At 65.7% G+C, this 25,124-nt stretch carries 27 protein-coding genes; 14 read left to right on the top strand and 13 right to left on the bottom strand.

Features of this window, described 5'->3' with window-relative positions; translation table 11 throughout:
• Positions 1 to 744, bottom strand: a complete 744-nt coding sequence (locus tag IAG41_RS16500; RefSeq protein WP_187729764.1) for a Crp/Fnr family transcriptional regulator — start codon at positions 742 to 744, stop codon at positions 1 to 3.
• Between the two features lie 222 nt (positions 745 to 966).
• Here IAG41_RS16500 and IAG41_RS16495 point away from each other — a divergent pair, with 222 nt between their 5' ends.
• On the top strand, positions 967 to 1,368 hold the full coding sequence (locus IAG41_RS16495; RefSeq protein WP_222950743.1) for a response regulator: 402 nt from the start codon (positions 967 to 969) through the stop codon (positions 1,366 to 1,368).
• An 8-nt stretch (positions 1,369 to 1,376) separates the two neighbouring features.
• Here the strand turns inward: IAG41_RS16495 and IAG41_RS16490 are convergent, their stop codons facing one another.
• Positions 1,377 to 1,937: a hypothetical protein gene (locus tag IAG41_RS16490; RefSeq protein ID WP_187729763.1), complete on the bottom strand. Its 561-nt coding sequence runs from the start codon at positions 1,935 to 1,937 to the stop codon at positions 1,377 to 1,379.
• Between the two features lie 85 nt (positions 1,938 to 2,022).
• A complete protein-coding gene (locus tag IAG41_RS16485; protein ID WP_187729762.1) occupies positions 2,023 to 3,600 on the bottom strand; it encodes an amidase in 1,578 nt (525 codons plus the stop codon).
• Between the two features lie 275 nt (positions 3,601 to 3,875).
• Here IAG41_RS16485 and IAG41_RS16480 point away from each other — a divergent pair, with 275 nt between their 5' ends.
• From IAG41_RS16480 to IAG41_RS16470, 3 genes are read left to right on the top strand one after another with little or no spacing between them, the layout of a single operon-like run.
• Complete coding sequence (locus tag IAG41_RS16480) at positions 3,876 to 4,349, top strand: (2Fe-2S)-binding protein (RefSeq protein ID WP_187730117.1); 474 nt, start codon at positions 3,876 to 3,878, stop codon at positions 4,347 to 4,349.
• 1 nt (position 4,350) lies between these two features.
• Positions 4,351 to 6,492, top strand: coding sequence for a xanthine dehydrogenase family protein molybdopterin-binding subunit (locus IAG41_RS16475; RefSeq protein ID WP_187729761.1), 2,142 nt, complete (start codon positions 4,351 to 4,353; stop codon positions 6,490 to 6,492).
• Positions 6,489 to 7,136 carry an Isoquinoline 1-oxidoreductase subunit gene (locus tag IAG41_RS16470; protein ID WP_187729760.1) on the top strand — a complete coding sequence of 216 codons (648 nt, stop codon included), beginning with the start codon at positions 6,489 to 6,491 and terminating at the stop codon, positions 7,134 to 7,136. Before IAG41_RS16475 ends, IAG41_RS16470 begins: the two co-directional genes overlap by 4 nt.
• Before the next feature lie 37 nt (positions 7,137 to 7,173).
• On the opposite strand, the gene IAG41_RS16465 is transcribed toward IAG41_RS16470, so the two are convergent.
• A complete protein-coding gene (locus IAG41_RS16465) occupies positions 7,174 to 7,833 on the bottom strand; it encodes a peroxiredoxin (RefSeq protein ID WP_187729759.1) in 660 nt (219 codons plus the stop codon).
• Positions 7,834 to 8,368: 535 nt separating this feature from the next.
• Between IAG41_RS16465 and IAG41_RS16460 the strand changes: the two genes are divergently transcribed.
• Positions 8,369 to 10,294, top strand: a complete 1,926-nt coding sequence (locus IAG41_RS16460; protein ID WP_187729758.1) for a ribonucleoside-diphosphate reductase subunit alpha — start codon at positions 8,369 to 8,371, stop codon at positions 10,292 to 10,294.
• Positions 10,295 to 10,454: 160 nt separating this feature from the next.
• Positions 10,455 to 12,713 (top strand): transferrin receptor-like dimerization domain-containing protein, encoded by a 2,259-nt coding sequence (locus IAG41_RS16455; RefSeq protein WP_187729757.1) that lies wholly within the window; start codon positions 10,455 to 10,457, stop codon positions 12,711 to 12,713.
• A 68-nt stretch (positions 12,714 to 12,781) separates the two neighbouring features.
• On the opposite strand, the gene IAG41_RS16450 is transcribed toward IAG41_RS16455, so the two are convergent.
• Positions 12,782 to 13,042, bottom strand: a complete 261-nt coding sequence (locus IAG41_RS16450; RefSeq protein ID WP_187729756.1) for a DUF2171 domain-containing protein — start codon at positions 13,040 to 13,042, stop codon at positions 12,782 to 12,784.
• Between the two features lie 98 nt (positions 13,043 to 13,140).
• Here IAG41_RS16450 and IAG41_RS16445 point away from each other — a divergent pair, with 98 nt between their 5' ends.
• The 4 genes from IAG41_RS16445 (at position 13,141) to IAG41_RS16430 (ending at position 15,827) form a co-directional block, all read left to right on the top strand.
• Positions 13,141 to 13,464, top strand: coding sequence for a hypothetical protein (locus IAG41_RS16445; protein WP_187729755.1), 324 nt, complete (start codon positions 13,141 to 13,143; stop codon positions 13,462 to 13,464).
• Positions 13,461 to 13,685 carry a hypothetical protein gene (locus tag IAG41_RS16440; protein ID WP_187729754.1) on the top strand — a complete coding sequence of 75 codons (225 nt, stop codon included), beginning with the start codon at positions 13,461 to 13,463 and terminating at the stop codon, positions 13,683 to 13,685. Before IAG41_RS16445 ends, IAG41_RS16440 begins: the two co-directional genes overlap by 4 nt.
• 314 nt (positions 13,686 to 13,999) lie before the next feature.
• Positions 14,000 to 15,055 (top strand): ribonucleotide-diphosphate reductase subunit beta, encoded by a 1,056-nt coding sequence (locus tag IAG41_RS16435; RefSeq protein ID WP_187729753.1) that lies wholly within the window; start codon positions 14,000 to 14,002, stop codon positions 15,053 to 15,055.
• Between the two features lie 4 nt (positions 15,056 to 15,059).
• Positions 15,060 to 15,827, top strand: coding sequence for an Abi-alpha family protein (locus tag IAG41_RS16430; RefSeq protein ID WP_187729752.1), 768 nt, complete (start codon positions 15,060 to 15,062; stop codon positions 15,825 to 15,827).
• A 4-nt stretch (positions 15,828 to 15,831) separates the two neighbouring features.
• Here the strand turns inward: IAG41_RS16430 and IAG41_RS16425 are convergent, their stop codons facing one another.
• Complete coding sequence (locus tag IAG41_RS16425) at positions 15,832 to 16,182, bottom strand: GIY-YIG nuclease family protein (RefSeq protein WP_187730116.1); 351 nt, start codon at positions 16,180 to 16,182, stop codon at positions 15,832 to 15,834.
• A gap of 439 nt (positions 16,183 to 16,621) precedes the next feature.
• On the opposite strand from IAG41_RS16425, the gene IAG41_RS16420 reads away from it, so the two are divergent.
• Positions 16,622 to 17,224: an outer membrane protein gene (locus IAG41_RS16420; RefSeq protein WP_187729751.1), complete on the top strand. Its 603-nt coding sequence runs from the start codon at positions 16,622 to 16,624 to the stop codon at positions 17,222 to 17,224.
• Between the two features lie 88 nt (positions 17,225 to 17,312).
• Here IAG41_RS16420 and IAG41_RS16415 read toward each other — a convergent pair whose 3' ends face one another.
• The gene (locus tag IAG41_RS16415; RefSeq protein WP_187729750.1) at positions 17,313 to 17,600 is read right to left on the bottom strand and encodes a hypothetical protein; all 288 of its coding nucleotides are present in this window, start codon (positions 17,598 to 17,600) and stop codon (positions 17,313 to 17,315) included.
• A 347-nt stretch (positions 17,601 to 17,947) separates the two neighbouring features.
• On the opposite strand from IAG41_RS16415, the gene IAG41_RS16410 reads away from it, so the two are divergent.
• Positions 17,948 to 18,559, top strand: a complete 612-nt coding sequence (locus tag IAG41_RS16410) for a hypothetical protein (protein WP_187729749.1) — start codon at positions 17,948 to 17,950, stop codon at positions 18,557 to 18,559.
• Positions 18,560 to 18,652: 93 nt separating this feature from the next.
• On the opposite strand, the gene IAG41_RS16405 is transcribed toward IAG41_RS16410, so the two are convergent.
• Entirely contained in the window at positions 18,653 to 19,456 is an 804-nt protein-coding gene (locus IAG41_RS16405) for a hypothetical protein (RefSeq protein ID WP_187729748.1), read from the bottom strand.
• Positions 19,457 to 19,612: 156 nt separating this feature from the next.
• Between IAG41_RS16405 and IAG41_RS16400 the strand changes: the two genes are divergently transcribed.
• Both IAG41_RS16400 and IAG41_RS16395 read left to right on the top strand, forming a co-directional pair.
• Positions 19,613 to 20,266 carry a DUF4893 domain-containing protein gene (locus IAG41_RS16400; RefSeq protein ID WP_187729747.1) on the top strand — a complete coding sequence of 218 codons (654 nt, stop codon included), beginning with the start codon at positions 19,613 to 19,615 and terminating at the stop codon, positions 20,264 to 20,266.
• 54 nt (positions 20,267 to 20,320) lie between these two features.
• Entirely contained in the window at positions 20,321 to 20,797 is a 477-nt protein-coding gene (locus IAG41_RS16395; RefSeq protein WP_187729746.1) for a nuclear transport factor 2 family protein, read from the top strand.
• A gap of 67 nt (positions 20,798 to 20,864) precedes the next feature.
• On the opposite strand, the gene IAG41_RS16390 is transcribed toward IAG41_RS16395, so the two are convergent.
• The 5 genes from IAG41_RS16390 to IAG41_RS16370 all read right to left on the bottom strand — a co-directional run bounded on the left by IAG41_RS16390 (position 20,865) and on the right by IAG41_RS16370 (position 25,080).
• Positions 20,865 to 21,338 carry a c-type cytochrome gene (locus IAG41_RS16390; protein ID WP_187729745.1) on the bottom strand — a complete coding sequence of 158 codons (474 nt, stop codon included), beginning with the start codon at positions 21,336 to 21,338 and terminating at the stop codon, positions 20,865 to 20,867.
• A 328-nt stretch (positions 21,339 to 21,666) separates the two neighbouring features.
• The gene (miaB, locus tag IAG41_RS16385) at positions 21,667 to 22,962 is read right to left on the bottom strand and encodes a tRNA (N6-isopentenyl adenosine(37)-C2)-methylthiotransferase MiaB (protein ID WP_187729744.1); all 1,296 of its coding nucleotides are present in this window, start codon (positions 22,960 to 22,962) and stop codon (positions 21,667 to 21,669) included.
• 312 nt (positions 22,963 to 23,274) lie between these two features.
• Positions 23,275 to 24,147: a lysophospholipid acyltransferase family protein gene (locus IAG41_RS16380; protein WP_187729743.1), complete on the bottom strand. Its 873-nt coding sequence runs from the start codon at positions 24,145 to 24,147 to the stop codon at positions 23,275 to 23,277.
• Positions 24,119 to 24,541: a Fur family transcriptional regulator gene (locus tag IAG41_RS16375; protein ID WP_187729742.1), complete on the bottom strand. Its 423-nt coding sequence runs from the start codon at positions 24,539 to 24,541 to the stop codon at positions 24,119 to 24,121. The genes IAG41_RS16380 and IAG41_RS16375 overlap by 29 nt, the downstream gene beginning before the upstream one ends.
• A 125-nt stretch (positions 24,542 to 24,666) precedes the next feature.
• The gene (locus IAG41_RS16370; RefSeq protein WP_187729741.1) at positions 24,667 to 25,080 is read right to left on the bottom strand and encodes a MucR family transcriptional regulator; all 414 of its coding nucleotides are present in this window, start codon (positions 25,078 to 25,080) and stop codon (positions 24,667 to 24,669) included.
• Positions 25,081 to 25,124: the final 44 nt, after the last annotated feature.

Genomic DNA, 25,124 nt, shown 5'->3' with positions numbered 1-25,124 from the left:
TCACGCGTTGGCAGCGCCCGAGACGCGATCGAGATGCAGGTAGCGAGGGTCGAAATCGCCAATGCGGGCGAGCCGCTCGAAGTCGAGTATCCGGACCGAGCGCTTGGTCCTTTCGATCAGGCCCTCCTGCGCGAGCGCCTTCAGCATCCGATTGATATGGATGCTGGTAAGGGCAAGGGCATCGGCCAGCTGCTCCTGCGTCATCGGCAGGATATAATCGTTCTTCGTGCCCAGTCCCGCCACCGCCAGGCGGATGCCGAACTCGCACAGGAGATGCGCCGCCCTGGCCCTTGCATCGCGCCGTCCGACGTTGAGCGTCCATTCCCGGAAGATCGCCGCATCGACCAATGTCTCATACCACATCGCTTGGCCGACCAGCGGATGCTCGGCGGCGATTTTGCGTATGGCGTCAACCGGGATCATCGCGACCTCCACTTCGGTCAGCGTCTGAATGTTGTGGTCTGCCCGGCGGAGGATCGAATTGTGGAGATCGACCACGTCGCCCTTCATATGGATCGAGAAGATCTGCCTCCCACCGTTTCCGGCGATCTTGTGGCGAATGGCATAGCCCGACAGCAACAGGCAGGAATGGGTGGGCCGATCGTCCTCCCGCACGATATATTCCTGCGCGCGCATGCAGCGTGTCGTGTGGGGAAGCGCGAGCACCGCCGCTCGGTCGCGTGCGCCAAGCGGCAGCCAGAGCAGCAGCTTTTCAACCATGGGGGAAAGGGCGGAAGAGGTCATCGATACGCTCCGTTTCCTGACGGGAGCGCTTCGCATCTCTCAGCCATCGGCGGCCAGAAATCGGGCCGATGATGATCCTACTATAGTTGCGAACATTTGACGTGTCGCGGTGTTATTAATCTGTGAAACTAATCTAAATTAGTTTAGTTGTGCTTTCCATCGCCGGCTCATCCCTGAGCGCCTGCGGCTGAGAGATTCGCGCTCTCGCTCACAGGAGGCACTATGCTGAACGGATTGCCCATTCTCATCGTCGAGGACGAGCCCACGCTTGCCATGGACCTGGCGAGTGCGATCGTGGATCTGGATGGGCGTGCCATCGGGCCCGTCGATACGGTCGCGGCAGCATTGGCGTTGCTGAAGTCCGAGTCCGTGGCCGCGGCGATACTCGATGCAAACCTTCAGGATCGCGACGTCACCCCGCTTGCCCTGACGCTGGTCGAGCAGGCAGTGCCGTTCGTGATCTACACCGGCAGGGGGCTTCCCGCCGAATTGGCGGCACTGCACCCCGACCTGCCCGTCGTCATGAAGCCGGCCCGATCGACAACGATCCTCGCCGCCCTGCTACAGCAGGTTTCTCCGGATCGTACTCTGCTCGATCCGGAGCGCTTCAGCGATTTGATCTGACACCGCCTTCACGCCCGCGACGCGTCTCGCGCGGCCCTGCGAAACAGCCCCGCCGAGACGAGCCACAGCGCGACGAAGAACCCGTTCAGCATCAGCGTGGAAAGGTCGGCGGCAAGTCCGGCCACCGCGATCACCGCGACCAGCGCATGGATGCCCGCCGTCGCGATCAGGGCGTACGTCATCCCGCCGGGCCGGAACTGTGCGACGAGGGCGCCGACGACCGCGACGGCGAGCACGCCGCCGAACATCAAATTGGCGGGGTTGCCCTCGCTCCCGATGATGCCGACGGCGAGGTTGATCCAGACGAGCAGGAACGCGGTGGCGACCGCGATGCCGACCGCCGCGCGATAGGTGCCGCTGCCCGTCGCCCGCGCCGCCAGCTCATAGGTGCCGCAGGCGACTACCAGCATCGTGCCGAACACGATGAAGTCGGCGGCATCCCAGGTCACTTCCCGGGTGAACTGCATCGCGACCAGCGGCGTCAGTAGCATCAGCGCCGCGAGGCCCCAGATCGCTACCCGCCAACGGTCCCCATGTGCCGCGCCACCATTCCCAGCCAACACCCCCATTCTTGCCTCCACAATGCGTGAGGCCCTTCTGCTCCGCACAGGTGCGCGCAGGATGCGCGAATTGTGAGGCTTTTGTGAGGAATGGCTATTTGAGCTGCCGCGTCCCCAGATCCGCCGGGATTGTCGGCAGATATTTGGGCACGACCCGCGCCCGCGCCACCTGCTCATAAGCGTAGCCCGCGTTCAGCAACAGCCCGTCCGAATAGGCCGTCCCGATGAACGACAGCCCGGCGGGCAGCCCGTTCACCAGCCCCATCGGCACGGTCAAATGTGGATAGCCCGAGATCGCCGGTAGCTCGCTGGCCGAGGGCCCGACGAACTGGTCGCCATGCGCGGGATCGCTCAGCCAGGGCGTGCCATAGGTCGGCGTCACCAGCACCTGCGCATCGGCCTGTTTCAGCATCCAGTCGATCCCCTCGACGCTTGCCAGCCGCAGCGACTTGGCGCGTGCCTGGGTATATTCTGGATCGCTCAGCCCCTTGGTCTTCTGCGCCTTGTAGAAGGTCTCCTGCCCGAAGAACGGCATCTCCGCCGCCTTGTTGGCCTCGTTGAACGCGATCACCTGGTCGAAGGTCCGCGTCTTCACGCTCGCCGGCGTGCTCGCCAGATACATGTCCATATCGGCCTTGAGCTCGGTGTAGAGCACGATCGATTCGGCATCGCCCAGCCCATCGAGCTTGGGCAGCTTCACCTCGACCAGGGTCGCGCCCGCCGCGCGCAGCTCGCCCAGCGCCTTGTCGAAGCGCGCTGCGAGATCGTCGGCCATCTCCGGTTTCCAATAGCCGATCCGCATCCCCTTCAGCGCGTCCTTCGAAAGGCCCGCGGCATAGTCCTTGCGGTACTTATCCGCGCCCTTGGTCGCCGCATCGGCGGGATCGTCGCCGATCATGCCGGAAAACAGGATCGCCACGTCCTTGACCGAGCGTCCCATCGGCCCCGGCGTATCCTGGCTATGGCTGATCGGCACGACATGCGTGCGGCTCACCAGCCCGAGCGTGGGCTTGAGCCCCGCCAGCCCGTTCATCGCCGAGGGACACACCACCGAACCGTCGGTCTCGGTGCCCACCGCCACCGCCGCCAGGCTCGCCGCCACCGCCGCGCCCGAGCCGCTCGAAGACCCGCACGACGAGCGATCGAGCGCGTACGGGTTGCGCACCAGCCCGCCCACCGCGCTCCACCCGCTCATCGAATGGTCCGAGCGGATGTTCGCCCATTCGCTGAGATTGGTCTTGCCCAGGATAACCGCCCCCTGCGCGCGGAGCAAAGCCACCACCGGCGCGTCGCGCTTGGTGTCGTTCGCCGCGAGTGCCAGGCTCCCTGCCGTGGTCGGCAGCTCCTTGGTCTCGATATTGTCCTTGATCAGCACCGGCACGCCGTCGAGCGGCCCGAGCAGCTTCTTCGCGCGACGCCGCGCGTCGCTGGCGCGCGCCTGCGCAAGGGCATCGGGGCTCACTGCAATCACCGAACGCAGCGTCGGGCCGGTGCGGTCCATCGCCGCGATCCGCGCCAGATAGGCCTGGGTGATTGCCGCGCTACTCGACCTGCCCGAAGCCATCGCCGCCTGCAGCTCGTCGACCGAAGCCTCGGTCACCCAGGACCGCGTCTGCGCCGCTGCCGGCGAAGCCAGCACCATCGCCAATGCCACAAGACCCGTCGCCCGCATGCCCGTCCCCCTGTCTGGTTCGGGGCGCAGCCTAGAGCGCGCCGCCCGCGCCGCAAGCCCGAAGCCGGCCTCGGAGGGCGCAAGCACGGCCGAATGATACTACCTATTGATATTATTGACCGGCGCACGCGCCCTATGTCACGAAAACCCCGGACAGAGAGCGGCGGGCTGGAGTCGCCCCGCAAGCTAGCGGCAAATCATTCGCCGCAGCTCAGGCGCTTTCTGCAAAATGATCGAATGGCATGACGTTCCCCCGGCGGCAGTGGGAGGCGATTATGGCGACTAGCTTATCGGTAAATGGCCAGACCCACAGCGTCGATGTCGACGATGACACGCCGCTTCTGTGGATTGTCAGAGATATAGTCGGGCTTACTGGAACCAAATTTGGTTGCGGCGCAGCGCAATGCGGGGCCTGCACGGTGCATATCGACGGCGTTGCGCATCGCTCCTGCGTAACGCCGATTTCGGCCGTCGGGGATAGAGCGGTCACGACGATCGAGCAGCTCGAATCGAGCCCCCTCGGTCGCGCCCTGCAAAAGGCATGGCTCGATCAGGAAGTCGTTCAGTGCGGCTATTGCCAGTCCGGGCAGCTGATGCAGGCCGCGGCGCTGCTGGCCGCGCGCCCGTCGCCCAGCGACGAGGATATTGATCAGGCCATGTCGGGCAATATCTGCCGCTGCGGCACCTATGGGCGGATCCGGACGGCAATCAAGACTGCCGCGGCGAGCGCCCGCGGCGGGGCGGCCTGATATGGCGACGTCCGCACCGGTCGCGAGCCGCCGCGTGTTCCTGGGGGGATCCGCGGCGCTTGTAGGTGAACTGGTCATCGGCTTCGGATTTGGGTCGGCCGCCCGGGCGGCGGGAGCCGGCGAATTCCGTCCCAATGCCTTTCTGCGCCTGGCTGCGTCGGGCGAGATCACCGTCACCATACCTTGCGCCGAGATGGGCCAGGGCGCGGTGACCGGGCTCGCCCAACTCGTTGCCGAAGAGCTTGAAGTGCCCGTGGAGCGCATCCGCACCGAGCTCGCGCCGGGCGACGACATCATCTACGCCAATCCCCTGCTGGGCGGGCAGATCACCGGCGGCTCGGCCTCGGTCCGTGGGGGCTGGAAACAGATGCGGGGCGCGGGTGCGGCCGCACGCACCGTCCTCATCGAGGCAGCGGCGAAACAATGGTCCGTGCCGCCCGACAGTTGCCGCGCGGAAGCCGGCGAGGTGGTGCATCCGGCCAGCGGCCGGCGCCTCGCTTATGCGAAGCTCGTCGATGCGGCGAGCCGGCTCCCGGTGCCCAAGGAACCGAAGCTCAAGACCGGTGCGCTGAGCGTGATCGGCAAGCCCGTCCCCCGGCTCGACACGCCCGCCAAGGTGAACGGCAGCGCCAAGTTCGGCATCGACGTGTCGCTTCCGGGCATGCGCCATGCCGCGGTCGCCAACTCCCCCATCATCGGTGGCCGGCTGGAAAGCGTCGACGAGGCGCCCGCGCTCGCGGTGAAGGGCGTCCGGCAGGTCGTGAAGCTCGATAACGCCGTCGCCGTCATCGCCGATCATGGCGGGGCGGCGCGCAAGGGGCTGGCGGCGCTTTCGCCGCGCTGGTCCGGCTCCGAAGCGCCATCCACCGCCTCGATGGTAGCGGCCTATGATGCCGCGATGGAGCGCCAGGGCGTGGTCGCGGAGCGCAAGGGCGACGCCGCCCAGGCTCTGGCGGCCGCATCAGGGACCTACGAGGCCGTCTATCGCCTGCCCATGCTGGCGCATGTGGCGCTGGAACCGATCAACTGCACCGTCTCGGTCAAGCCCGACTGGTGCGAGCTGTGGCTCGGCAGCCAGGTCCCGGGCCGCGCGCGCAAGGCCGCAGCGGCTGCCGCCGGGCTCCCGCTGGACAAGGTCAAGGTCAACAGCTTCCTGATCGGGGGCGGCTTCGGCCGGAAGCTGGAGGTCGATTTCGTCCCGCAGGCGGTGGCCATCGGCAGGGCCGTGGGCGCGCCGGTCAAGATCGTGTGGGGCCGGGACGAGGATATTAGGAACGACGCGTTCCGCTATCACAACCATAGCCGCGTCCGGGTTGGCCTCGACCAGAGCGGAATGCCGGTAAGCTGGGATCACAAGCTGGTGGCGCCCGGCGTCATGTTCCGGTTCCTGCCCGGCTTCACGAAAGACGGCGTCGATCTCGACGACATCGACGATGCGGCGACTCCCTATACGATCCCGCACATCCTCGTCGAATATGTGCGCGAGGAGCCGCCGAAAGGGCTGCTCGCGGGAAACTGGCGCGGCGTCGGCGCGACGCGCAACGCCGTCATCGTCGAAGGCGTGATCGACGAGCTGGCCCATCGCGCCAAGCGGGATCCGCTCGAATATCGGCGCGCGATGATTGATCGATCGTCCCGCCTCGGGCGCGTGCTGGATCGCGTCGCGGACGAGTCGGGCTGGGGGCAGCCGCTGGCGCCGCGCCATGGCCGCGGCATCGCGATCGTCTCGGCATTTGGCAGCCATATCGGAATGGTGGCTGAGGTCGCGCTCGATCCACAGGGCGCGGTTACGGTGACCAGGCTGACCTGCGCCATCGACACGGGCTACATCGTCAACCCCAATATCGTCCGGCAACAGATCGAAGGCGGCATCGTGTTCGGCCTTGGCGCCGTGTTCTATGGCGAGGTGACTGTCGCGCGCGGCCGGGTCCTGCAGACCAACTATCACGACTGTCGCGTCCTGCGCATGAACGAGATGCCGGAGATACGGGTCGCGCTGGTCGACAGCACCGAGGATCCCGGCGGCGTCGGCGAGCCTGGAACCTCGCTGGTCGCGCCCGCCGTCCTGAATGCCATACGCGCGGCGGGCGGCCCCCGTCTCACCAGCCTCCCGCTCCCTCCAGCGATGGTGCACCGGGCATGAGCAGCGTTTCGACAATCCGCCGTGCGGGCCTTTTTGCACTGGGCGCGGCAGGCACCTGCCTGATCGCGGCGCTAAGCTATCCCGGCAAGGCGTCGCTGCCGCCCCCCACCGGCCTGCGCGACGCGGCGAGCTTCGCCTTGATCCAGGACAAGGACGCGCGATCGGCCGCGCTGTTCACCGAGGCGGCGAAGGTCATCATGCATCCGCGCTGCATGAATTGTCATCCCGCGACGCGCCGGCCAACGCAGGGCGATGACATGCGCCCGCATGAGCCGCCGATGTTCGCCGGCGCTGCCGACAAGGGACCGCCGGGTCTCGTCTGCGCATCCTGTCACGGCGATGCGAACGTCGCGACCTTCGCTTCGGGTATCCGCAGCATTCCGGGCAATCCCCATTGGTCGCTCGCGCCGGCCAGCATGGCGTGGCAGGGCCTGACCCTGGGCGAGATCTGCCGGCAAGTGCGCGATCCGAAGCGGAACGGCGGTCGCGACCTCGAGGCCATCTACCACCATATGGCGGAGGACCATCTCGTCGGCTGGGCATGGCATCCGGGCGAAGGTCGGGTTCCGGCTCCGGGAACCCAGAAGGCCTTCGGCCAACTCGTCAGGGGCTGGATCGACAGCGGTGCCAAATGCCCGGCCTAGCGCCGCCGGCGAAAGATCGCGGTCTGCCGTTCCTCGGTTATTCGGGCTGCGGCGCGATCCGCAGATAGGGGCGCGGCGCTTCCCAGCCGTTCGGGTACAGCGTCCTGGCTTCCTCGTCGGAGACCGAGCCGGCGATGATCACCTTGTCACCGTCCTGCCAGTTCACCGGCGTCGCCACGCGGTGCTTCGCGGTCAGTTGCATCGAATCGAGCACGCGCAATATCTCGTCGAAGTTGCGGCCGGTGGTCATCGGATAGCTGAGCATCAGCTTGATCCTCTTGTCGGGCCCGATGATGAAGACCGTCCGCACGGTCGCATTATCGGCGGCGGTGCGGCCGTCCGAGCTGCCTTCGATTGTTTCGGGCAGCATGTTGTAAAGCTTGGCGACGTTCAGGTCGGTGTCGCCGATCATCGGATAGTTGGGGGCGGTGCCTTGGGTCTCGGCGATGTCCTCGGCCCATTTGGCATGGTTGCCGACCGGGTCGACGCTCAGGCCGATGATCTTGGTGTTGCGCTTGTCGAACTCGGGCTTGAGCTTCGCCATATAGCCGAGCTCGGTCGTGCAGACCGGGGTGAAGTCCTTGGGGTGGGAGAAAAGGATCGCCCAGCTGTCGCCGATCCAGTCGTGGAAATCGATCCTGCCCTGGGTGGTCTCTGCCGTGAAGTTCGGCGCCTCGGCGTTGATGCGAAGTGACATCACCAGTTCCTTTCATCCAGCTCCGGATGGGCAGGATATCCACGACGGACATCGCCGACCAGCCGGTTATGCGGATTAGGCGAACCGGGCGGTCGGGTTCCGAGGGGTTCCACACAACCGGTTGTGTCCACAATTTCCTCCCCCGAAATTTATTTGCAGTTCGCCGTTCGTTCTCTTGCCTTTCCGGAACGCTAGGAAAGTCCGTGCGTCGCTGCATCGCACCCGGTTTGTGTGCGCCATGAACCGAGTCATTTTAGCGACGAACCGTTGACTCCGTTAACCATTTACCGTCTTGCCCTCCGACTCATTTGGGCACAATCTGTTGTGGTTGCACTAGGGGGCAAGCTCAAGCACTGGTAGAACCAGCGCCGCATAGCTATATGCGGAACAGGATTTGCTGTGCCGGGTTCTGGCGCGATGGACACTTTTTGTTCTCGCATAGAGCCGCGTCGATGATACCATCGACGATCGCCCCCGAGTCGGTTTTTGGCCTCGCTTCGGGCGAGGCGCGTAGAGGCATTCAGGGGTGGTAGGCATGGAATTCAGGGACACGGAAAACAGCGTGAACGACACCGTCACCGACGCAGCCGTCAAGGCAGTCACCGAAACCGCCGCCAAGCTCGCGGCGGAGGGCACCAAGCCTGAGATCAATAGCCGCACGGTCAATCCGCGCCCCTATCCGGTCGACGTCGATCATTCGCGCGACGCTTTGCTCACCGATTTCGGCAAGGAGACGCTGAAGGACCGCTATCTGCTGCCCGGCGAGAATTTCCAGGATCTCTTCGTCCGCGTCGCCTCGGCCTATGCCGATGATGCCGCGCACGCCCAGCGCCTGTACGACTATATCTCGAAGCTGTGGTTCATGCCCGCCACGCCGGTCCTGTCGAACGGCGGCACCGGGCGCGGCCTGCCCATCTCCTGCTTCCTCAATTCGGTGCCCGACAGCCTCAACGGCATCGTCGACACCTGGAACGAGAATGTCTGGCTCGCCTCGCGCGGCGGCGGCATCGGCACCTATTGGGGCAATGTCCGCGGCATCGGCGAGCCGGTCGGCCTCAACGGCAAGACCTCGGGCATCATCCCGTTCGTCCGCGTGATGGACTCGCTGACCCTCGCGATCTCGCAGGGGTCGCTCCGCCGCGGGTCGGCCGCTTGCTATCTCGACATCTCGCACCCGGAGATCGAGGAGTTCCTCGAGATCCGCAAGCCTTCGGGCGACTTCAACCGCAAGGCGCTCAACCTCCACCACGGCGTGCTCATCCCTGACGCGTTCATGGAAGCGGTGCGCGACGGCGCCGAATGGGTGCTCAAGTCGCCCAAGGACGGCTCGGAGCGCGGCAAGGTCGATGCCCGCGCCTTGTTCCAGAAACTGGTCGAGACCCGTCTCGCCACCGGCGAGCCGTACATCGTCTTCTCCGATCTCGTGAACCGGACGATGCCCAAGCATCACCGCGATCTCGGGCTCAAGGTCTCGACCTCGAACCTCTGCTCGGAAATCACGCTTCCCACCGGCAAGGACCATCTCGGCAATGATCGCACCGCGGTCTGCTGCCTCTCCTCGCTCAACCTTGAGACCTGGGACCAGTGGAAGGGCGAGAAGGGCTTTATCGAGGACGTGATGCGCTTCCTCGACAATGTCCTGCAGGACTATATCGACCGTGCCGAGCCGGGCATGGAGAAGGCCGCCTATTCCGCTTCGCGCGAGCGTTCGGTCGGCCTCGGCGTGATGGGCTTCCACTCGTTCCTCCAGGCACGCGGCCTGCCGTTCGAGGGTGCGATGGCCAAGTCGTGGAACCTCAAGATCTTCAAGCATGTCCGCGCCCAGGCCGATCAGGCGTCGATGGCGCTCGCGGTCGAGCGCGGCCCGTGCCCTGACGCGGCCGATATGGGCGTGATGGAGCGTTTCTCGTGCAAGATGGCGATCGCGCCGACGGCGAGCATCTCGATCATCTGCGGTGGCGCCAGCGCCTGCATCGAGCCGATCCCGGCGAACATCTACACCCACAAGACGCTCAGCGGCTCCTGGTCGGTGCGCAATCCGTATCTGGAGAAGCTCCTCGTCGAGAAGAGCAAGAATTCGGAAGCGGTGTGGAACACGATCCTCGAGCAGGGCGGCTCGGTCCAGCATCTCGACTTCCTCACGGCTGAGGAGAAGGATTGCTACAAGACCAGCTTCGAGATCGACCAGCGCTGGATCCTCGAGCTCGCCGGCGATCGCGCGCCGTTCATCGATCAGGCCCAGTCGCTCAACCTGTTCATCCCCGCGGACGTCGAGAAGTGGGACCTGCTGATGCTCCACTTCCGCGCCTGGGAACTGGGCGTGAAGTCGCTTTATTATCTCCGCTCGAAGAGCATCCAGCGCGCCGGTTTCGCGGGCGGCGTCGAGGCCGACAACACGATCGACCTGCGCGAGATCCAGGTCGAATCGAAGGATTATGACGAGTGTCTGGCGTGCCAGTGAGGCGTGGGCGGCTCCGGATTGCATGAGCAATCCGGGGACTCGCCCCGGCGGGCAGCGGGACGGCGCAGCCGTTCCGTCTGACGGCGGGGCGGCCTGGCAAGCGGCAGGCCCATTCCCCAGCGCCCGTCGCACGATGAACCAAGTTGGAAAGACGTGCTCGATGATCGCATTACGTTTCTCGCTGCTCGCTGCCTCCGCCTTGATCGCGGGGACGCTCGCGGCGCCGCTCGCCGCGCAGACCGCGGCGGGTCCGGATGCGCGCGCGCGCGAGGCGCAGTTCGATGCGGCGGTCAGCGGCGCGGACCAGCTCGCCTGGCTCACCGATCTCGCCTCCGCGCCCAACCATGTCGGCAGCCCGCATGACAAGGCCAATGCCGAGACCGTGCTCGCATTGTTCAAGTCCTGGGGCTGGGATGCGCGGATCGAGACCTTCAAGGTGCTCTATCCCACGCCGATCTCGACCACGCTCGAGCTGCTGACGCCCGAGCGCGTCGCTTTGGGCGGACAGGAGCCGGCGGTCGAGGGCGATCCGGACAGCGCGAAGCTGGCCGGCGCGCTGCCGCCTTATGTCGCCTATCAGGGCGATGGCGACGTCACCGCGGCGGTGGTCTATGTCAATTACGGCATGCCCAGCGACTATGACGATCTCGCCCGGCGCGGGATCGACGTGAAGGGCAAGATCGTGATCGCGCGCTATGGCGGCGGCTGGCGTGGGCTCAAGCCCAAGCTGGCGCAGGAACATGGTGCAGTCGGCTGCCTGATCTATTCGGACCCCGAGGACGACGGCTATGGCGCGGCGGACACCTATCCGCGCGGTGGCGGTCGTCCGCCCGCGGGCGTCCAGCGCGGCTCGGTGCTCGACATGACCACCTATCCGGGCGATCCGCTCACGCCCGGCATCGGCGCCACCGACAATGCGAAGCGGCTGACCCGCGAGACCGCGACGACGATCCTCAAGATCCCGGCGCTGCCGATCTCCTATGGCGACGCCACCCGCATCCTTGCGGGGCTCCAGGGCCCGCTGGTCCCCGCCACCGCGCGCGGCGGCCTGCCGCTCGCTTATCATTATGGTGGCACCGATGCGGTGAAGCTCCATCTCGCGGTCAAGTCGGACTGGTCGCTCAAGACGCTCTACGACGTGATCGCGACCTTGCCCGGCGCCAAATATCCCGATCAATGGGTGGTGCGCGGCAATCACCGCGACGGCTGGGTGTTCGGCGCGTCCGATCCGCTGTCGGGCCATGTCGCGATGCTGTCCGAAGCCAAGGCGCTGGGCGGCCTGGTCAAGTCCGGCTGGCGGCCCGATCGCACGATCGTCTATGCCAGCTGGGACGGCGAGGAGCCCGGCCTGCTCGGCTCGACCGAATGGGCCGAGACCCATGCCGACGAGCTCAAGCGCAAGGCGGTGCTCTACATCAATACCGACAGCAATGGCCGCGGTTATCTCGGCGCGGGCGGCAGCCACAGCCTCCAGCATTTCGTCGCGGGGATCGCCGCCGACGTCACCGATCCCGAGACTGGCGCCAGCGTCGCCGATCGCGCTCGCGCTGCGATCCTCGCCCGCGACTATGCCAAGCCGGGCAGCGTCTCCGCCGAAGCGCTCGCCGCCGCGCGCGCCGGGGGCGACATGCCGATCTCGGCGCTCGGCTCGGGCTCGGACTATTCGGCGTTCCTCGCCCATCTCGGCATCGCCACGCTCGATTTCGGCTTTGGCGGGGAGGGGGATTCGGGCGGCTCGTACCATTCGGCCTATGACAGCCTGAACCATTTCACCAAGTTCGACGATCCCGGCCAGGTCTATGGCCCGATGCTCTCCAAGGTCACCGGGCGCGCGGTGATGCGCGCGGCGAGCGGCGAGCGGCTGCCCGCGCGCTATTCGGACTTCGCCGGCACGGTCGCGCGCTACGTCACCGAGGTGAAGACGCTCGCCACTACCCGGCGCGAGCAGGACCGCACTTTGGCCCAGCTCAGCCGCGACAATGTCTTCAAGCTCGCCTCCGATCCGCGCGACCCCACCACGGCACCGAAGGATCAGGGCGTCACCGCGATGATCGACATGATCGCGCTGGAGGACGCGTCGGACCGCCTGCGCCGCTCTGCCAGCGCGGCGGACAGCGCGCTCGGCGGGTTCGACAAGCTCGCCCCGGCGAAGCGCGCTCAGGTCGCGGCGATGTTGAACGATATCGAGCAGCTCCTGCTCGATCCCGACGGCCTGCCCTTCCGGCCCTGGTACCGCAATCTCGCTTACGCTCCCGGCCGCTTCACCGGCTATGGCGCGAAGACTTTGCCCGGCGTGCGCGAGGCGATCGAGGAGCGCCGCTTCGCCGACGCCAATGCCTATGTCGCCAGGACGGCCAAGGTGCTCGGCGCCTATGCCGATCGGCTCGACGCGGCGACTGCCGCGATCAAGGCCAAATGAGCCGGCGCGGCCCCCTCAAGGCACGCGCTGTCCGCGCGCTCCCCGGGGCGCCGCGCCGTGCGATGCGTTCAGGCTTCTTCCTCGAAGGTCACCGCCACGTCCGCGTTGGCGGAGAGGCGCACCTGGTCGCCCTCGACATCGGCGACGAGGCCGAGCGAGATGAAGTGGTGATGCCCTTCATGGCCGCCCGAGCCTTCCTCGATATCGGCGCCGCTGTCCTTCTTGGTCAGCTTGATACGGTCGCCCTCGACATGGTCGACCGTGCCGACATGGACGCCGTCGGCGCCGATCACTTCCATATGTTCCTTGATTGCACTCGCGTCAGCCATGGTCGGTCTCCTTTGAGGGTTCGGCGTGCAAACGCACGCGGCACCGAAACGATGCAGCGCGCGAAAACTCCCGTCATCTATCCGTTGGGACTAGCCGCATGACCCGGATCCGCACCCCGCTCGCGCTCGCCGCCCTGGTCCTGCTCGCCGCCTGCGCGCACCAGGTGCAGAGCGCCGTCGCGCCCGCTGCGCCCGGCTTCCTGTTCGGCGTGTGGCACGGCTTCATCTTCCCGGTAGCCTGGGTGCTGTCGCTGTTCATGCCCGACGTCGCGATCTACGCCGTGCCCAACAATGGCGGCTGGTATGATTTCGGCTATTTCGTCGGGATCGTCTTCTTCGGCGTCGGCGCCAACCGCGGCAAGAAGGTCGTCTATCGCGACCGCATCATCCGCGAGCGCAACGTCCGGATCATCGACCAGTGACCCGCGCGCTCGTCCTCCAGGCCGGCATCGGCGCGGTGGCAGGCATGTTCGGGCTGGGGCTGCTGCTCCGCCCGCGCGCCGCCGGCCGCCTGCTGCGCATGGCCGAGGGCGAGCCCACTTCCTATATATTGCGCATCGCCGGCATGATGCTGGCCGCATTGGGCCTGTTCCTCACCGGCTTCGCCACGGTGTTCGCACTGGCGAGCGGAGGTGGGGTATGATCGAGCGCACGCTCTATTTCTCGCTCGGCGCGGCGGTTTTCGCGGCGATATACGCGTTGGCCGTGACGCGCCTCGGCCCGGTCTTCGACCGGTGGTTGCGCGCGCGCCACGCGCACCGCCTGCATGGCCGGCTGGAGCGCGGCAGCGATCGCCACTTCGAGGAGCTGCGATCAATTCAAAGCGCGCTCTTGCGTCCCTATATCCATCATGGTTTCGCGTGGCATTTCGTCCGCGCCTTCGCCTTCATGCTAGCTGATCTTCGCGCTCGGTCGCCTCACCGATTTTCTTTTCCAGTTCTGACCCGGAGTAATCCCATGTCCCTTCTCCAAGCCCGCAAGACCTACAAGCCCTTCGAATATCCCTGGGCCTATGAGTTCTGGAAGCGCCAGCAGCAGATCCACTGGATGCCGGAGGAGGTGCCGCTCGGCGAGGATTGCCGCGACTGGGCGCAGAAGCTCTCGGATCACGAGCGCAACCTGCTCACCCAGATCTTCCGCTTCTTCACCCAGGCCGACATCGAGGTGCAGGATTGCTACCACGAGAAATATGGCCGCGTGTTCAAGCCGGTCGAGGTCAAGATGATGCTCGCCGCCTTCTCCAACATGGAGACGGTGCACATCGCCGCCTACAGCCACCTGCTCGATACGATCGGCATGCCCGAGAGCGAGTACGGCATGTTCCTCGAATATGCCGAGATGAAGGACAAGCACGACTATCTCGCCACCTTCGGCGTCGACAATGACGAGGACATCGCCAAGACGCTCGCCATGTTCGGCGGCTTCACCGAGGGGCTTCAGCTCTTCGCCAGCTTCGCGATGCTGATGAACTTCCCGCGCTTCAACAAGATGAAGGGCATGGGCCAGATCGTCTCCTGGTCGGTCCGCGACGAGAGCCTCCACTGCGAAGGCATCATCAAGCTGTTCCACACCTTCGTGCGCGAGCGCGATTGCCTCACCAAGTCGGTCAAGTCGGACATCATGGACATGTGCCAGACGACGGTGCGGCTCGAGGACGCGTTCATCGACCTCGCCTTCGAGCAGGGCCCGGTCAACGGCATGACGCCCAAGGAGATCAAGAAATATATCCGCTACATCGCGGACTGGCGCCTGGGCCAGCTCGGCATGAAGCCGATCTACATGATCGACGAGCACCCGCTCCCCTGGCTCGCCCCTTTGCTCAACGGCGTCGAGCACGCCAACTTCTTCGAGCAGCGCGCGACCGAATATTCGAAGGGCGCGACGCGTGGCAATTGGAACGAGGTGTGGGACTCGTTCGACAAAAGGCAAAAGGCGAAGGCCGGTCCCGCGGCGAACGAGGATGCCGGGGAGGGGGGCGACATGTTCTCCAAGGCGGGGATCGCGGCGGAGTGAGGGCATGACGAGCGATGGCAAGAGTCTCGACATCTTAGGTATTAAGCCGCTTGCCGACGCTGCCTTGATCGTTGTGAAGGGGACCGTTGATGGAGCTGGAGCCTTCCTCGGCAGAATATGTCTACCGGCGGCCGAGGAATTTGGTCTCCTTCTTCGCGACAAGGTAAACGGCTGGCGTACGCAAAATGCGACCAATATCGCCAATGCCGCAGAACGAATACTTTCCGAGCGTGAGAATTTGCATGAGCTGCACGCCCATCCACGAATAGTGGGCAGAATATTAGAACAGGGCTCCTGGGAAGATAGCGAGCAAGTGCAGCAAATGTGGGCTGGCTTGCTCGCGTCGTCGTGCGACGCAGATGGAAAATCGCAAGGAAATCTGATATTTATCGGGCTTCTGGAGCAGATAACGAGCTCGCAAGCCATACTTTTGGAACATGCGTGCAATATTGCAGTGAAAAGGCGTTCTAAAAGCGGATTCATATTAGCAGATAGTGTGTATCTTCCTATCGAAGTGATAATGAGTATATTAGGAATAAGTGACCTTCATCAAGCGGACGTTGAACTTGATCATATGCGTGAAATTGGGCTTCTGACGCCTGATAGTGGATTCCAGCCGAATGATGACAGTGGTGATATAACTCCTTCATCGCTGGGGTTGAATTTCTACGCTCGTTGTCAGGGATACGTTGGGTCTGTTACTGATTTCTTTGAAATCCCGCCTAATAATCATGCTGAGGTCGACGGAGATCAAAGTGGGGAGCGTGCTTAACTCGTCACCCCGGCCTTGTGCCGGGGTCCACCGCGCCGCCGGGTACCGCCCCTAACGGCTCCAGCCCAAACCCCACCGCCAGATCGTTCCAGGCCGGGTTGTCCCGTTCGATCAGATTGCGCTTCCAGTCGCGCCGCCAGCGCTTGAGCTGCTTCTCGCGCGCGATCGCCGCCTCCATCGTCTCGGCTACCTCGAACCAGACCAGCCGATAGATCCCGTACTTCCGGGTGTGCCCGTCGAAGGTGCCCGCGCGGTGCTGCAGCACCCGGCCGATCAGGTTCGAGGTCACCCCGACATAGAGTGCGCCGTTGTAGCGGCTGGCGAGGATGTAGACGCAGGGCGTGCGGTCGCGCATTCCGGCGAAGGTGCGGCGCGAGAAGAGGGCGCGCAAATTACTTCGGCGTCACCTTCCACCCCCTTCTTCGTCGCCCCGGACTTGTTCCGGGGCCCACCGTGCCGCCGGTACCGTCCGTTTGCGGCTCCATCTGCAACGTTGCCGCAGGTTGCTGTGTCGTCGCCCCGAGTCTCGACCGCATCGCCCGTCGCGCCCCGGAACAAGTCCGGGGTGACGAAGAGAGGGCGACGGGAGGAGGGAAGGGCCTCCCATTCATCCCCCAGCAAGAAACCGTACCCCCAGAGCAACACCCCCGCAAAACCCTCACATCCGCCGCTACCGCACTGCAACAAAACGACTCCCCAGCGCTTTAACCCCATGCCGATGCCGCCAAGCGCCCCGCGTACCCAGGGGCCGTGCGGCATCGGCCTGTCGTCACAAGTGCAAAGGTTTCCCCAACATGCGTATCCTTCTCGCCGCGGCTGTTGCCGCGGCCCTTCCTGTCGCGGCTTACGCGCAGGACACCGAAACCTCCGCTCCTGCCACCACCGCCACCAGCCCCGATGGCTCGCGCGCCTTCGGGATCGAGCCCTATGTCGGCGTGATGGGCGGCTATGAGCAATTCGACGACACCAATCCCGCGGCGGGCATCCCCCATGCTCCCGGCGGCAAGGATTTCGACGGCGGCATCGTCCAGGGCGTCGCCGGCGTGAATTTGCCGCTCGGCCCCGTCTTTGTCGGCGTCGAAGGCAATGCCACCAAGGGCGTCAAGGGCGATATCGACTGGGAATATGGCGTTGCCGGCCGTGCGGGCTTCCGCATCGGCGAGAGCGGCCTGATCTACGGCAAGGCCGGCTATCAGTGGGTCAATTTCGACGCGCTCGGCAATGACAGCCGCGATTTCCACGCGGTCACCGCCGGCCTCGGCGTCGAGGTCGGTCCCAAGTCGATCGGCCTGGGCGGTCTCACCGGCAATTCAGGGATCCGCCTGCGGCTCGAAGTCAACAGCTTCGGCAATTTCAACAGCTTCCAGCCGGTAGCGGGCATCATCGCCCACTTCTAAAGGCTAGCCGTTCCGGTGGGCGCGGCGGGAGCAATCCCGTCGCGCCTGCGGAGCCGCAAGAACATTCTCCTACCCGAACCCATGCCCGTCAGGGCGCGTTCCCAGGTTTCTCGGCAGCCGGCGTCGCGGCGCGGGTCGGCGCGGGTTGCGGCGTCTCGGCCTCGGGCTGCTTCCCCGCAGGCATCGCGGCGGGCGCCCATGTCTCCGGCATCGCCTCGTTCGCCTCCGGTGCCTTGGCGGGCGACGGGGCCGGCTTCGACGAAAGCACGCTCATGACGGCCAGGGCCGCCCCGGCCAGCACGACCACGGCCGCCGCGGTCCAGCCGAGCAGCGCTGGCAGCGACAAGGATTTCCTGGTCGGCGGTGGTGACGGCATCGATCCCCCCTGTTTTCCGCGAGCATCTTCCGGCGACCCATACCAGTCAAGCGCCCCGCCGCCTCGCTCCCCCTTCGCGCCCCTTCGACCCCTTCGACCCCCTTCGTCACCCCGGACTTGTTCCGGGGTCCACGGTGCCGCCAGCGACCAGCTTCGGCGGCCTCCGCTAAGCGCTCGCCGTTCGCCGTTCCCGCAACACCTCAACAACACCGCCCGCCGTGCGGTGGGCCCCGGAACAAGTCCGGGGTGACGGAAAGGGGGTGACAAAGAGGGTCTGGTAAAAACCATTTTCCTACACGAACCAATATGGTTATGTAACCCGACTCCAACCAACCGGAGTCGATCCTATGAAGCACGACCATCCAAGCCCGGCCCCGGAGGCCGGCAACGCCGATCCGCTGGCCGACTACACCCCCGTAACCCTCCAGCGCACCCGCCACGACGGCTGGACCGCCGCGCGCCAGCGCAGCTTCCTCACCGCATTGGCCGAGACCGGCTGCATCTCGATGGCGTGCGAGGAGGCGGGGATCACCACGCGGTCGGCCTATCGCCTGCGCCAGCATCCCAGCGGCGCGCCGTTCGCCGCGGCCTGGGACCAGGCACTGCGCTTCGCCACCGCGCGGCTGCTCACCATCGCCTATGAGCGCTCGATCCGCGGCTCGGTCCGCGAGGTCTGGCGCGACGGCAAATTGGTCGGCGAGATCCGCCAGCCCTCGGACAAGATGCTGTCGCTGCTCCTCACCCATCTCGCGCCCTGGAGCGGCGAGCAGGGCACGCGCTGGGCGCGGCTGAACAAGATGGCCGACGATGCCGGCGCCGCGCTCGCGCCGATGCTCGACCAGCTCCAGGACAGTCCGGTCCCCGCCGATCCGCTCACCGACGCGGATTTCGTCGCCCAGCCGATCCCGCACGGCCCTGATCCGCATGGCGCGCCGCGCGACCTGGAGGATGACTGGTGAGGCCGTGGCGCTCGGTGCGCGTGCGCGCGTTGGACCCATGACCTTTGTGACTTTAGGGTATCCGGCTACCGTCCGGCCGCCCCGAATCGCCGGTCACACCGGGTATCCGCCGACATGATCGGCATTCTGGTAGCGCAGCAGCCCGGGGATCCAGAACAGCCAGGGGAGGCGCCGCACCAGTCCGGACCCGAACGGCAGCGGAGTCTTGCCTCTGCCGAACGCGATCTGCTGCGTGCCGTGCGCGCCGAGCACGAGGCGCAGCGTGGTGGGCTTGGTCGGGGCATGCGGCCGGTTGCCGTTGCGGCTGAGGATCTGGAGCGGCGGCCCGGTCGGCGCCACCTCATATTCGAACTGGTCCTGCCCCAGATTGCCGATCATGCTGCCGATCACGTCGAAGCCGAAGCGCACGAGCAAGGTCTCGTCGGTCGTCCAGTGCGCCACCGGCGCGCCGATATTGCCGCTCTCGACGTCGACCGAATAGTCATAGCCCGCCAGCACCGCGGGCGGCACGCCGTTCGCCGCCTCGCTCGCCAGGAACGCGTCGAACAGCGGCGATGCGCAGTTCGAACGGTTGGTGCCGCTGAAGCTGTGCTCGTTCAGGTGCAGCGCCGCGCCGGTCATCTGGTCGTGGATAACCAGATTATAGTCGATGAAGTTGGCCGCCATCTGCACCGAATGCACCGCGATATAGGCGTTGGAGGGCGAGGGCAGGATCCAGCGATAGCCCTCGGGCACGCTGTTGTCGCTCGGCGTGTCGCCCGGCAGCTGGCCCAGCTCGTGGACGATATGCGCGGTGCGTTTCGCCAGCGGCTTGGGCGCGTCGAGCTCGGCCTGGACCAGCCGCTCGCGCTTGTTCTTCAGCGTCTCGGTAAAGGCGAAGCGGCGCGAAACCGGCATAGGTACATCCCCCCGAAGGCGTACCGGTCTAGCACTACCGGGTCGGGGCGCAAAACTTTGTGCGCACGTGCAATATATTTACCAGTTGTTAATAATTTGCGTTCATTTTTCGGTAAGAGTTTCAGACCGATCGAAGCCCTTTACCGGAGGAAGCCAATGTACCGGCTTATCTGCGCGCTTCTCAGTGTGCCTGCGCTTGCCGCGTGCACTGCAAAGACACCGCATCCTGTGTCGATCGCCACGATCGTGCCGGTGCCGCCGCGTATCCAGCCCGAGCCCGCCTGGCGTCAGGCGATCGCCCCGCGCGACAGCGTGCGCCTCACCGGCCTCGCCACGGACTGGAGGAAGCTCCACGCCCGGCTGCGCGCGGTCACGCGCCAGACCCAGGGCGCGGTGCTCGATCCCGGCGCGGGGCTCGACAATGCCGCGCTGCCGCCGGGCTCCTACCGTTGCCGCACGCTCCATATGCGCTCCGGCCAGCGCGGCGCCGTGGTCCAGGCGACCGCGCCCGGCTTCTGCTTCGTCTCGGGCGAGGAGAATTCGCTCGGCTTCGCCAAGCAGACCGGCACCGATATCGCCGCGGGCTATTTCTATCCGGACGGCAATCGCTACGTCTTTCTCGGCGCGCGCCAACGCAAGGCGGGCGAGAACAGCCATGGTTATGGCACCGATCCGAAGCGCGACATGGTCGGCGTGGCCGAGCGCTTCGCCAATTTCCGCTGGCGGTTGGCGGTGCCCGGCCCGCGCGCCGGCGATGTCGACGTCTATGAACTCACCCCCGTGCCCGTGGAGCAGCAGCCGAAGAGCTGATTGCCAGCGGCGGCTCCTTGTGTATTATACAAATAACACACTGGGAGCCCGCTTATGACCCTCGTTGTCGCACTTGCCCTACTCCAGTCGGTGACGATCCCCACCGGCGACGCGCTGACCGCCCAGATAAAGGCGGCGGATGCGGATCTCTTCGCCACCTTCTTCCAGGCCTGTGATCCGGCCCGGATGAGCCGGCTGGTGACCGCGGATCTCGAAATGTACCACGACCGCGAAGGCGTGGTGACGACCAGCGGCCCGGCCTTCGTCGCGCTCTACGCCAAGGCGTGCGAGGCCAAGAAGGCCCCCGACGCGTGGCGCAGCCGCCGCGCGTTGGTGCCCGAGACGCTGCACGTCGATCCGGTCCCCGGCTTCGGCGCGATCGAGGAGGGCGAGCATGTCTTCTACGAGCGCAAGGGCGACGGCCCCGAAAAGCTCGTCGGCCGGGCCCGCTTCGTCCATCTCTGGAAGAAGGGGCCCGATGGCTGGCAGGTCGCCCGCATCCTCAGTTTCGACCACAAGGCCGTGCCCTGAGCGGTGGGTTGCGCGGCCTTCGGACTTGCAATGTAGGATTTGCGCTGGAACGATCCGCTCCGCGCTCTCAGTGGTGGTCGTCCTTGCGGAAGCTGCTGTGGCACGCGCCGCAGGTCTTGCCGAGTTCGGCGAACTGCGCGGCGAAGCCGGCCTTGTCGCCCGCCTTGGCGAGGTCGGCGAGCTTGGCCGCCGCTGCGGCATAGTCCGCCGCCTTGGCCTCGAAGCCGGCCCGGTCGGTCCATACCGCCGGCAGGGCATTGGAGGGGGCCACGTCGCTTCCGGCCGGGAACATGCCCGGGAGCGCCTTGGCCCAGCTGGCGATGGCGCGGGCGGCGAAGGCCTGGCTGGCGACGTCGTCGCCGCGCTCGACCACGCCCTTCATGCCGTTGATCAGCGCGCCCGACATCCGGAACGCCGCCTGGCGCCCGGCGATCGTGCTGCTCGCGTCCGACGGTGCCACCGGCTTGCTTGTGCCGGCCGAGGCGACCGCCGTCCCCAGGAGCAATGCCGAACCCGCCAGTGCCCAAGTTCCAAGCCGCATGACCGTCTCCATGATGTGAGGAAGCGGCACGCTATCCCAGTGCGTGGGCGGGAGCAATCGTCGCTAAGTTGCTCCGTTTCGGAGAAGCTTCCCTCCGAAGCGGACCGTCTCTCGATTATAAGGGCGCCATGGCAGGAGGCGAGGCCCCTCGGGTAGAATATGCGTGCGAACGATGCGGCGCAGTGGCCGTGACGCGCGATGCATGGGCCGAATGGAGCCTGGAAAACCAGGCCTGGATACTCAGCGAAACCTTCGATTTCGCCTTCTGCCACCAATGCCACCGCGAGACTCGGTTGGCCGAGCGCCCCGCGGCCCAGGGACGATAGCGTCAGGAACGAAGGCGTCCGGCCAGCGAATTGGGATCGGCGCGGACGATATCGACCTCGACCATGTCCCCGATCGCGGCATCGGTCATCAGGTGCACCGATTGCAGCCAGGGCGATTTGCCGATCAGCTGCCCGGGCAGCTTGCCGCGCCGCTCGAGCAGCACTTGGCAGGTCTTGCCGACGGTGCCGGCGTTGAACGCCTCCTGGTCGCGGTTGAGCGCGGCCTGGAGCCGCTGGAGCCGCTCGTCCATGACCTCGGCCGGGACGGCGCCGTCCATCTCGGCGGCCGGGGTGCCGGGGCGGGGCGAGTATTTGAAGCTGAACGCCTGGGCGTATCCGGCCTCGGCGACCAGGCTCAGCGTCTCCTCGAACTCGGCATCAGTCTCGCCGGGGAAGCCGACGATGAAGTCGCCCGACAGCGCGATGTCGGGCCGGGCAGCGCGGACGCGGTCGAGGATGCGGAGATAGGAGTTCCGACTATGGCTGCGGTTCATCGCCTTGAGGATGCGGTCGCTGCCCGATTGCACCGGCAGGTGCAGGAACGGCATCAGTTTCTCCACCTCGGCATGCGCCCGGATCAGCCCGTCGCGCATGTCGTTGGGATGGCTCGTGGTGTAGCGGATGCGCCTGAGCCCCTCGATCCGGTCGAGCGCGGCGATCAGTCCGTGCAGCCCGCGGCCCTCGGCATCGTCCCAGGCATTCACGTTCTGCCCGAGCAGGGTGATCTCCTTGGCCCCGGCATCGACCAGCGCCTTCGCCTCGTCGACGATCGCCGCGAACGGCCGGCTGACCTCGGCGCCGCGAGTATAGGGCACCACGCAATAGGTGCAGAACTTGTCGCAGCCTTCCTGGACGGTGAGGAAGGCCGAGGGCGAGACCTTCCGCCGCGCCGGCAGCGCGCCGAACTTGCTGGCCAGCGGCATGTCGGTGTCGATCGCGGATTCGCCGCGTGCGGCCTGGGCGACCAGCTCGGGCAGATTGTGATAGGCCTGCGGGCCGACCACGACATCCACTTTGGCGCGGCGGACGATCTCCTCGCCTTCGGCCTGGGCGACGCAGCCCGCGATCGCGATCATCGGTGCGCGGCCATGCTTCCGCAGGCGCCCGATGTCCGAATAGACCTTCTCGGTCGCCCTTTCGCGGATGTGGCAGGTGTTGAGCACGACAAGGTCGGCGTCATTGGCGTCGGCGGTCGCGGTCAGGCCCTGCGCAGCCATAAGCTCGCCCATCCGCTCGCCGTCATAGACGTTCATCTGGCAGCCGAACGACTTGACGTGGAAAGTCTTGGGGGTGGTCATGATCGGCGGGCCTATACCTGTCCCCGTGCGGTCCGTCACCCCGATGAAGACCGGGGCCTTGCAATGTAGGATTTCAGGGGTGATCGAAGGATCGATTCTTTCTCATCGTCGAAATTTTCGAAGGCGCGGCGCCCACGTCGCGAAAAACCCGTTAGTGTGTCAACTTCGTCAACCGATCCCTTCGCCGCACGAACCCATTTCCATCCGTATCCGGGCGAAAGCCGGGACCCAGGGCCACAAGCGATGTCTTGCGTTGCTCTGGATCCCGGCTTTCGCCGGGATAACGATGTGGAATGACTAGCAATCCTAGCCTTACGGAACCCGGTACCCGATCGCCTCCTCGGCGAACCGGAACGGCCGTAGCGGATGGCCCAGCGTCGCCACCAGCGCTTCCTCGATCCGCTTGCGGCTCTCGGCTGCGATGATCTTGCGGCCGGGGAAGTCGCGGGGATGGAAAGGCTCGAGGAAATGCACCTCGAGCCCGAAGCTGCCCTTGCGGCTCAGCAGCCGCTTGGCGTTGTTGAGCCCGCGCTCCTGGCCGATCCAGGCGATGTCCTCGCCGGCATCGCCATAATCGAGCATCACCGGCTGGACCATCACGCCGGGCGGTGGCGGCTCGAGCACGCGCAGCATCGGCGTCTTGAACGGCAGCAGCGACTTGCCGTCGGTGGTGGTGCCTTCGGGGAAGACGGTGATTGCCCAATTCTCGGCCAGCGCGTCGCGCAGCTGGTTGATCTGCTCGGCCACGCCCAGCCGGTTCTCGCGCTTGACATAGACGGTGCGGTTGAGCCCAGCGAGCCAGCCGACCACCGGCGAGGTGGCGATCTCCGCCTTGGCGACAAAGGCGGTGCCGCTGGTCCCGCCAAGCGCCAATATGTCGATCCAGCTCAGATGGTTGGAGATGTAGAACACGTCGCGCTTGAGCGGCGTGCCGACGCGCCTGACCCGCGCGCCGCAGATCCGCGCGGCGGTGCTCAGGAAAAAGCGCGGCCAGGGCGAAGGCAAGTGGAACAGCCGGAAGAGATAGTGGAGCGGCACGAACAGCATCAGCGCCCCGACGAGCATGGCGATGCGGGCCACCAGTCGCATCCGCCCGATCGGGCTCAGCTTGGTGGGAATGCCCTCGGCGGCGTCGGCACGTCGCCGCGCAGCGGCTTCAGCTCTTGCGGTCGAGCGCGACGCCATAGAGCTCCATCCGGTGATCGACGAGCCGGAAGCCCAGCCGCTCGGCAATCTGCTTCTGGAGCAGTTCCAGCTCGGGATCGACGAACTCGATCACGCGGCCGGTCTCGACGTCGATCAGATGGTCGTGATGCGCCTCGGGCGCCGGCTCGTAGCGCGCCCGGCCGTCGCCGAAATCATGGCGATCGAGGATGCCGGCCTCTTCGAACAGTCGCACGGTGCGATAGACCGTGGCGATCGAGATGCCCGGGTCGATCGCAGAGGCGCGTTCATACACTTTTTCCACGTCGGGATGATCTTCGGCGTCGGAAAGGACGCGGGCGATCACCTTGCGCTGTTCGGTAATGCGCAGGCCCTTTTCATGGCAGAGCGCTTCGAGATCAATCTTGCGAGGCATGACGCCGATGTAACGCCATTGGCGCGGCGGGGGAAGGGGCGCGCGGTCGTCCAAAAGCAAAACGCCGGCCGGGGCGTCTGCCCGGGCCGGCGCTTGTTCCCACCCCTCGAAAGGGAGCGAATGACTTAGCGCTTGCGGCGCTTGGTGCCGAGGCCGATCTTCTTGGCGAGCGTGCGGCGCTGTTCGGCATAGTTCGGCGCGACCATGGGATAGTCAGCCGGAAGATTCCACTTGGCGCGATACTGCTCCGGGGTCATCTGATAGTGCGTCATCAGGTGGCGCTTCAGCATCTTCAGCTTCTTGCCGTCTTCGAGGCAGACAATGAAGTCCGGCTTCACCGAAGAGCGGATCGAAACGGCCGGCTCCTGCTTCACTTCGGGCTCAGCGACAGCGGTGCCGAGGCCGGAAAGCGCGCCATGCACGTTCTGGATCAGTAGCGGAAGATCGGAAACAGCAACGCTATTGTTGCTAACATGTGCAGAAACAATATCTGCTGTCAGGGTGACCAAAGTTTCCTGAATGTCTGATGAAGCGTCCATGGTTTTCCTTTCGACCCGATTTGGGGCGACTATAGATGCCGCCT

It is taken from the genome of Sphingomonas sp. JC676 (assembly GCF_014489075.1).
GTDB lineage: Bacteria > Pseudomonadota > Alphaproteobacteria > Sphingomonadales > Sphingomonadaceae > Sphingomonas.
The sequence above is the reverse complement of the archived record's forward strand: the minus strand, read 5'-3'. Positions and strand labels throughout refer to the sequence as shown.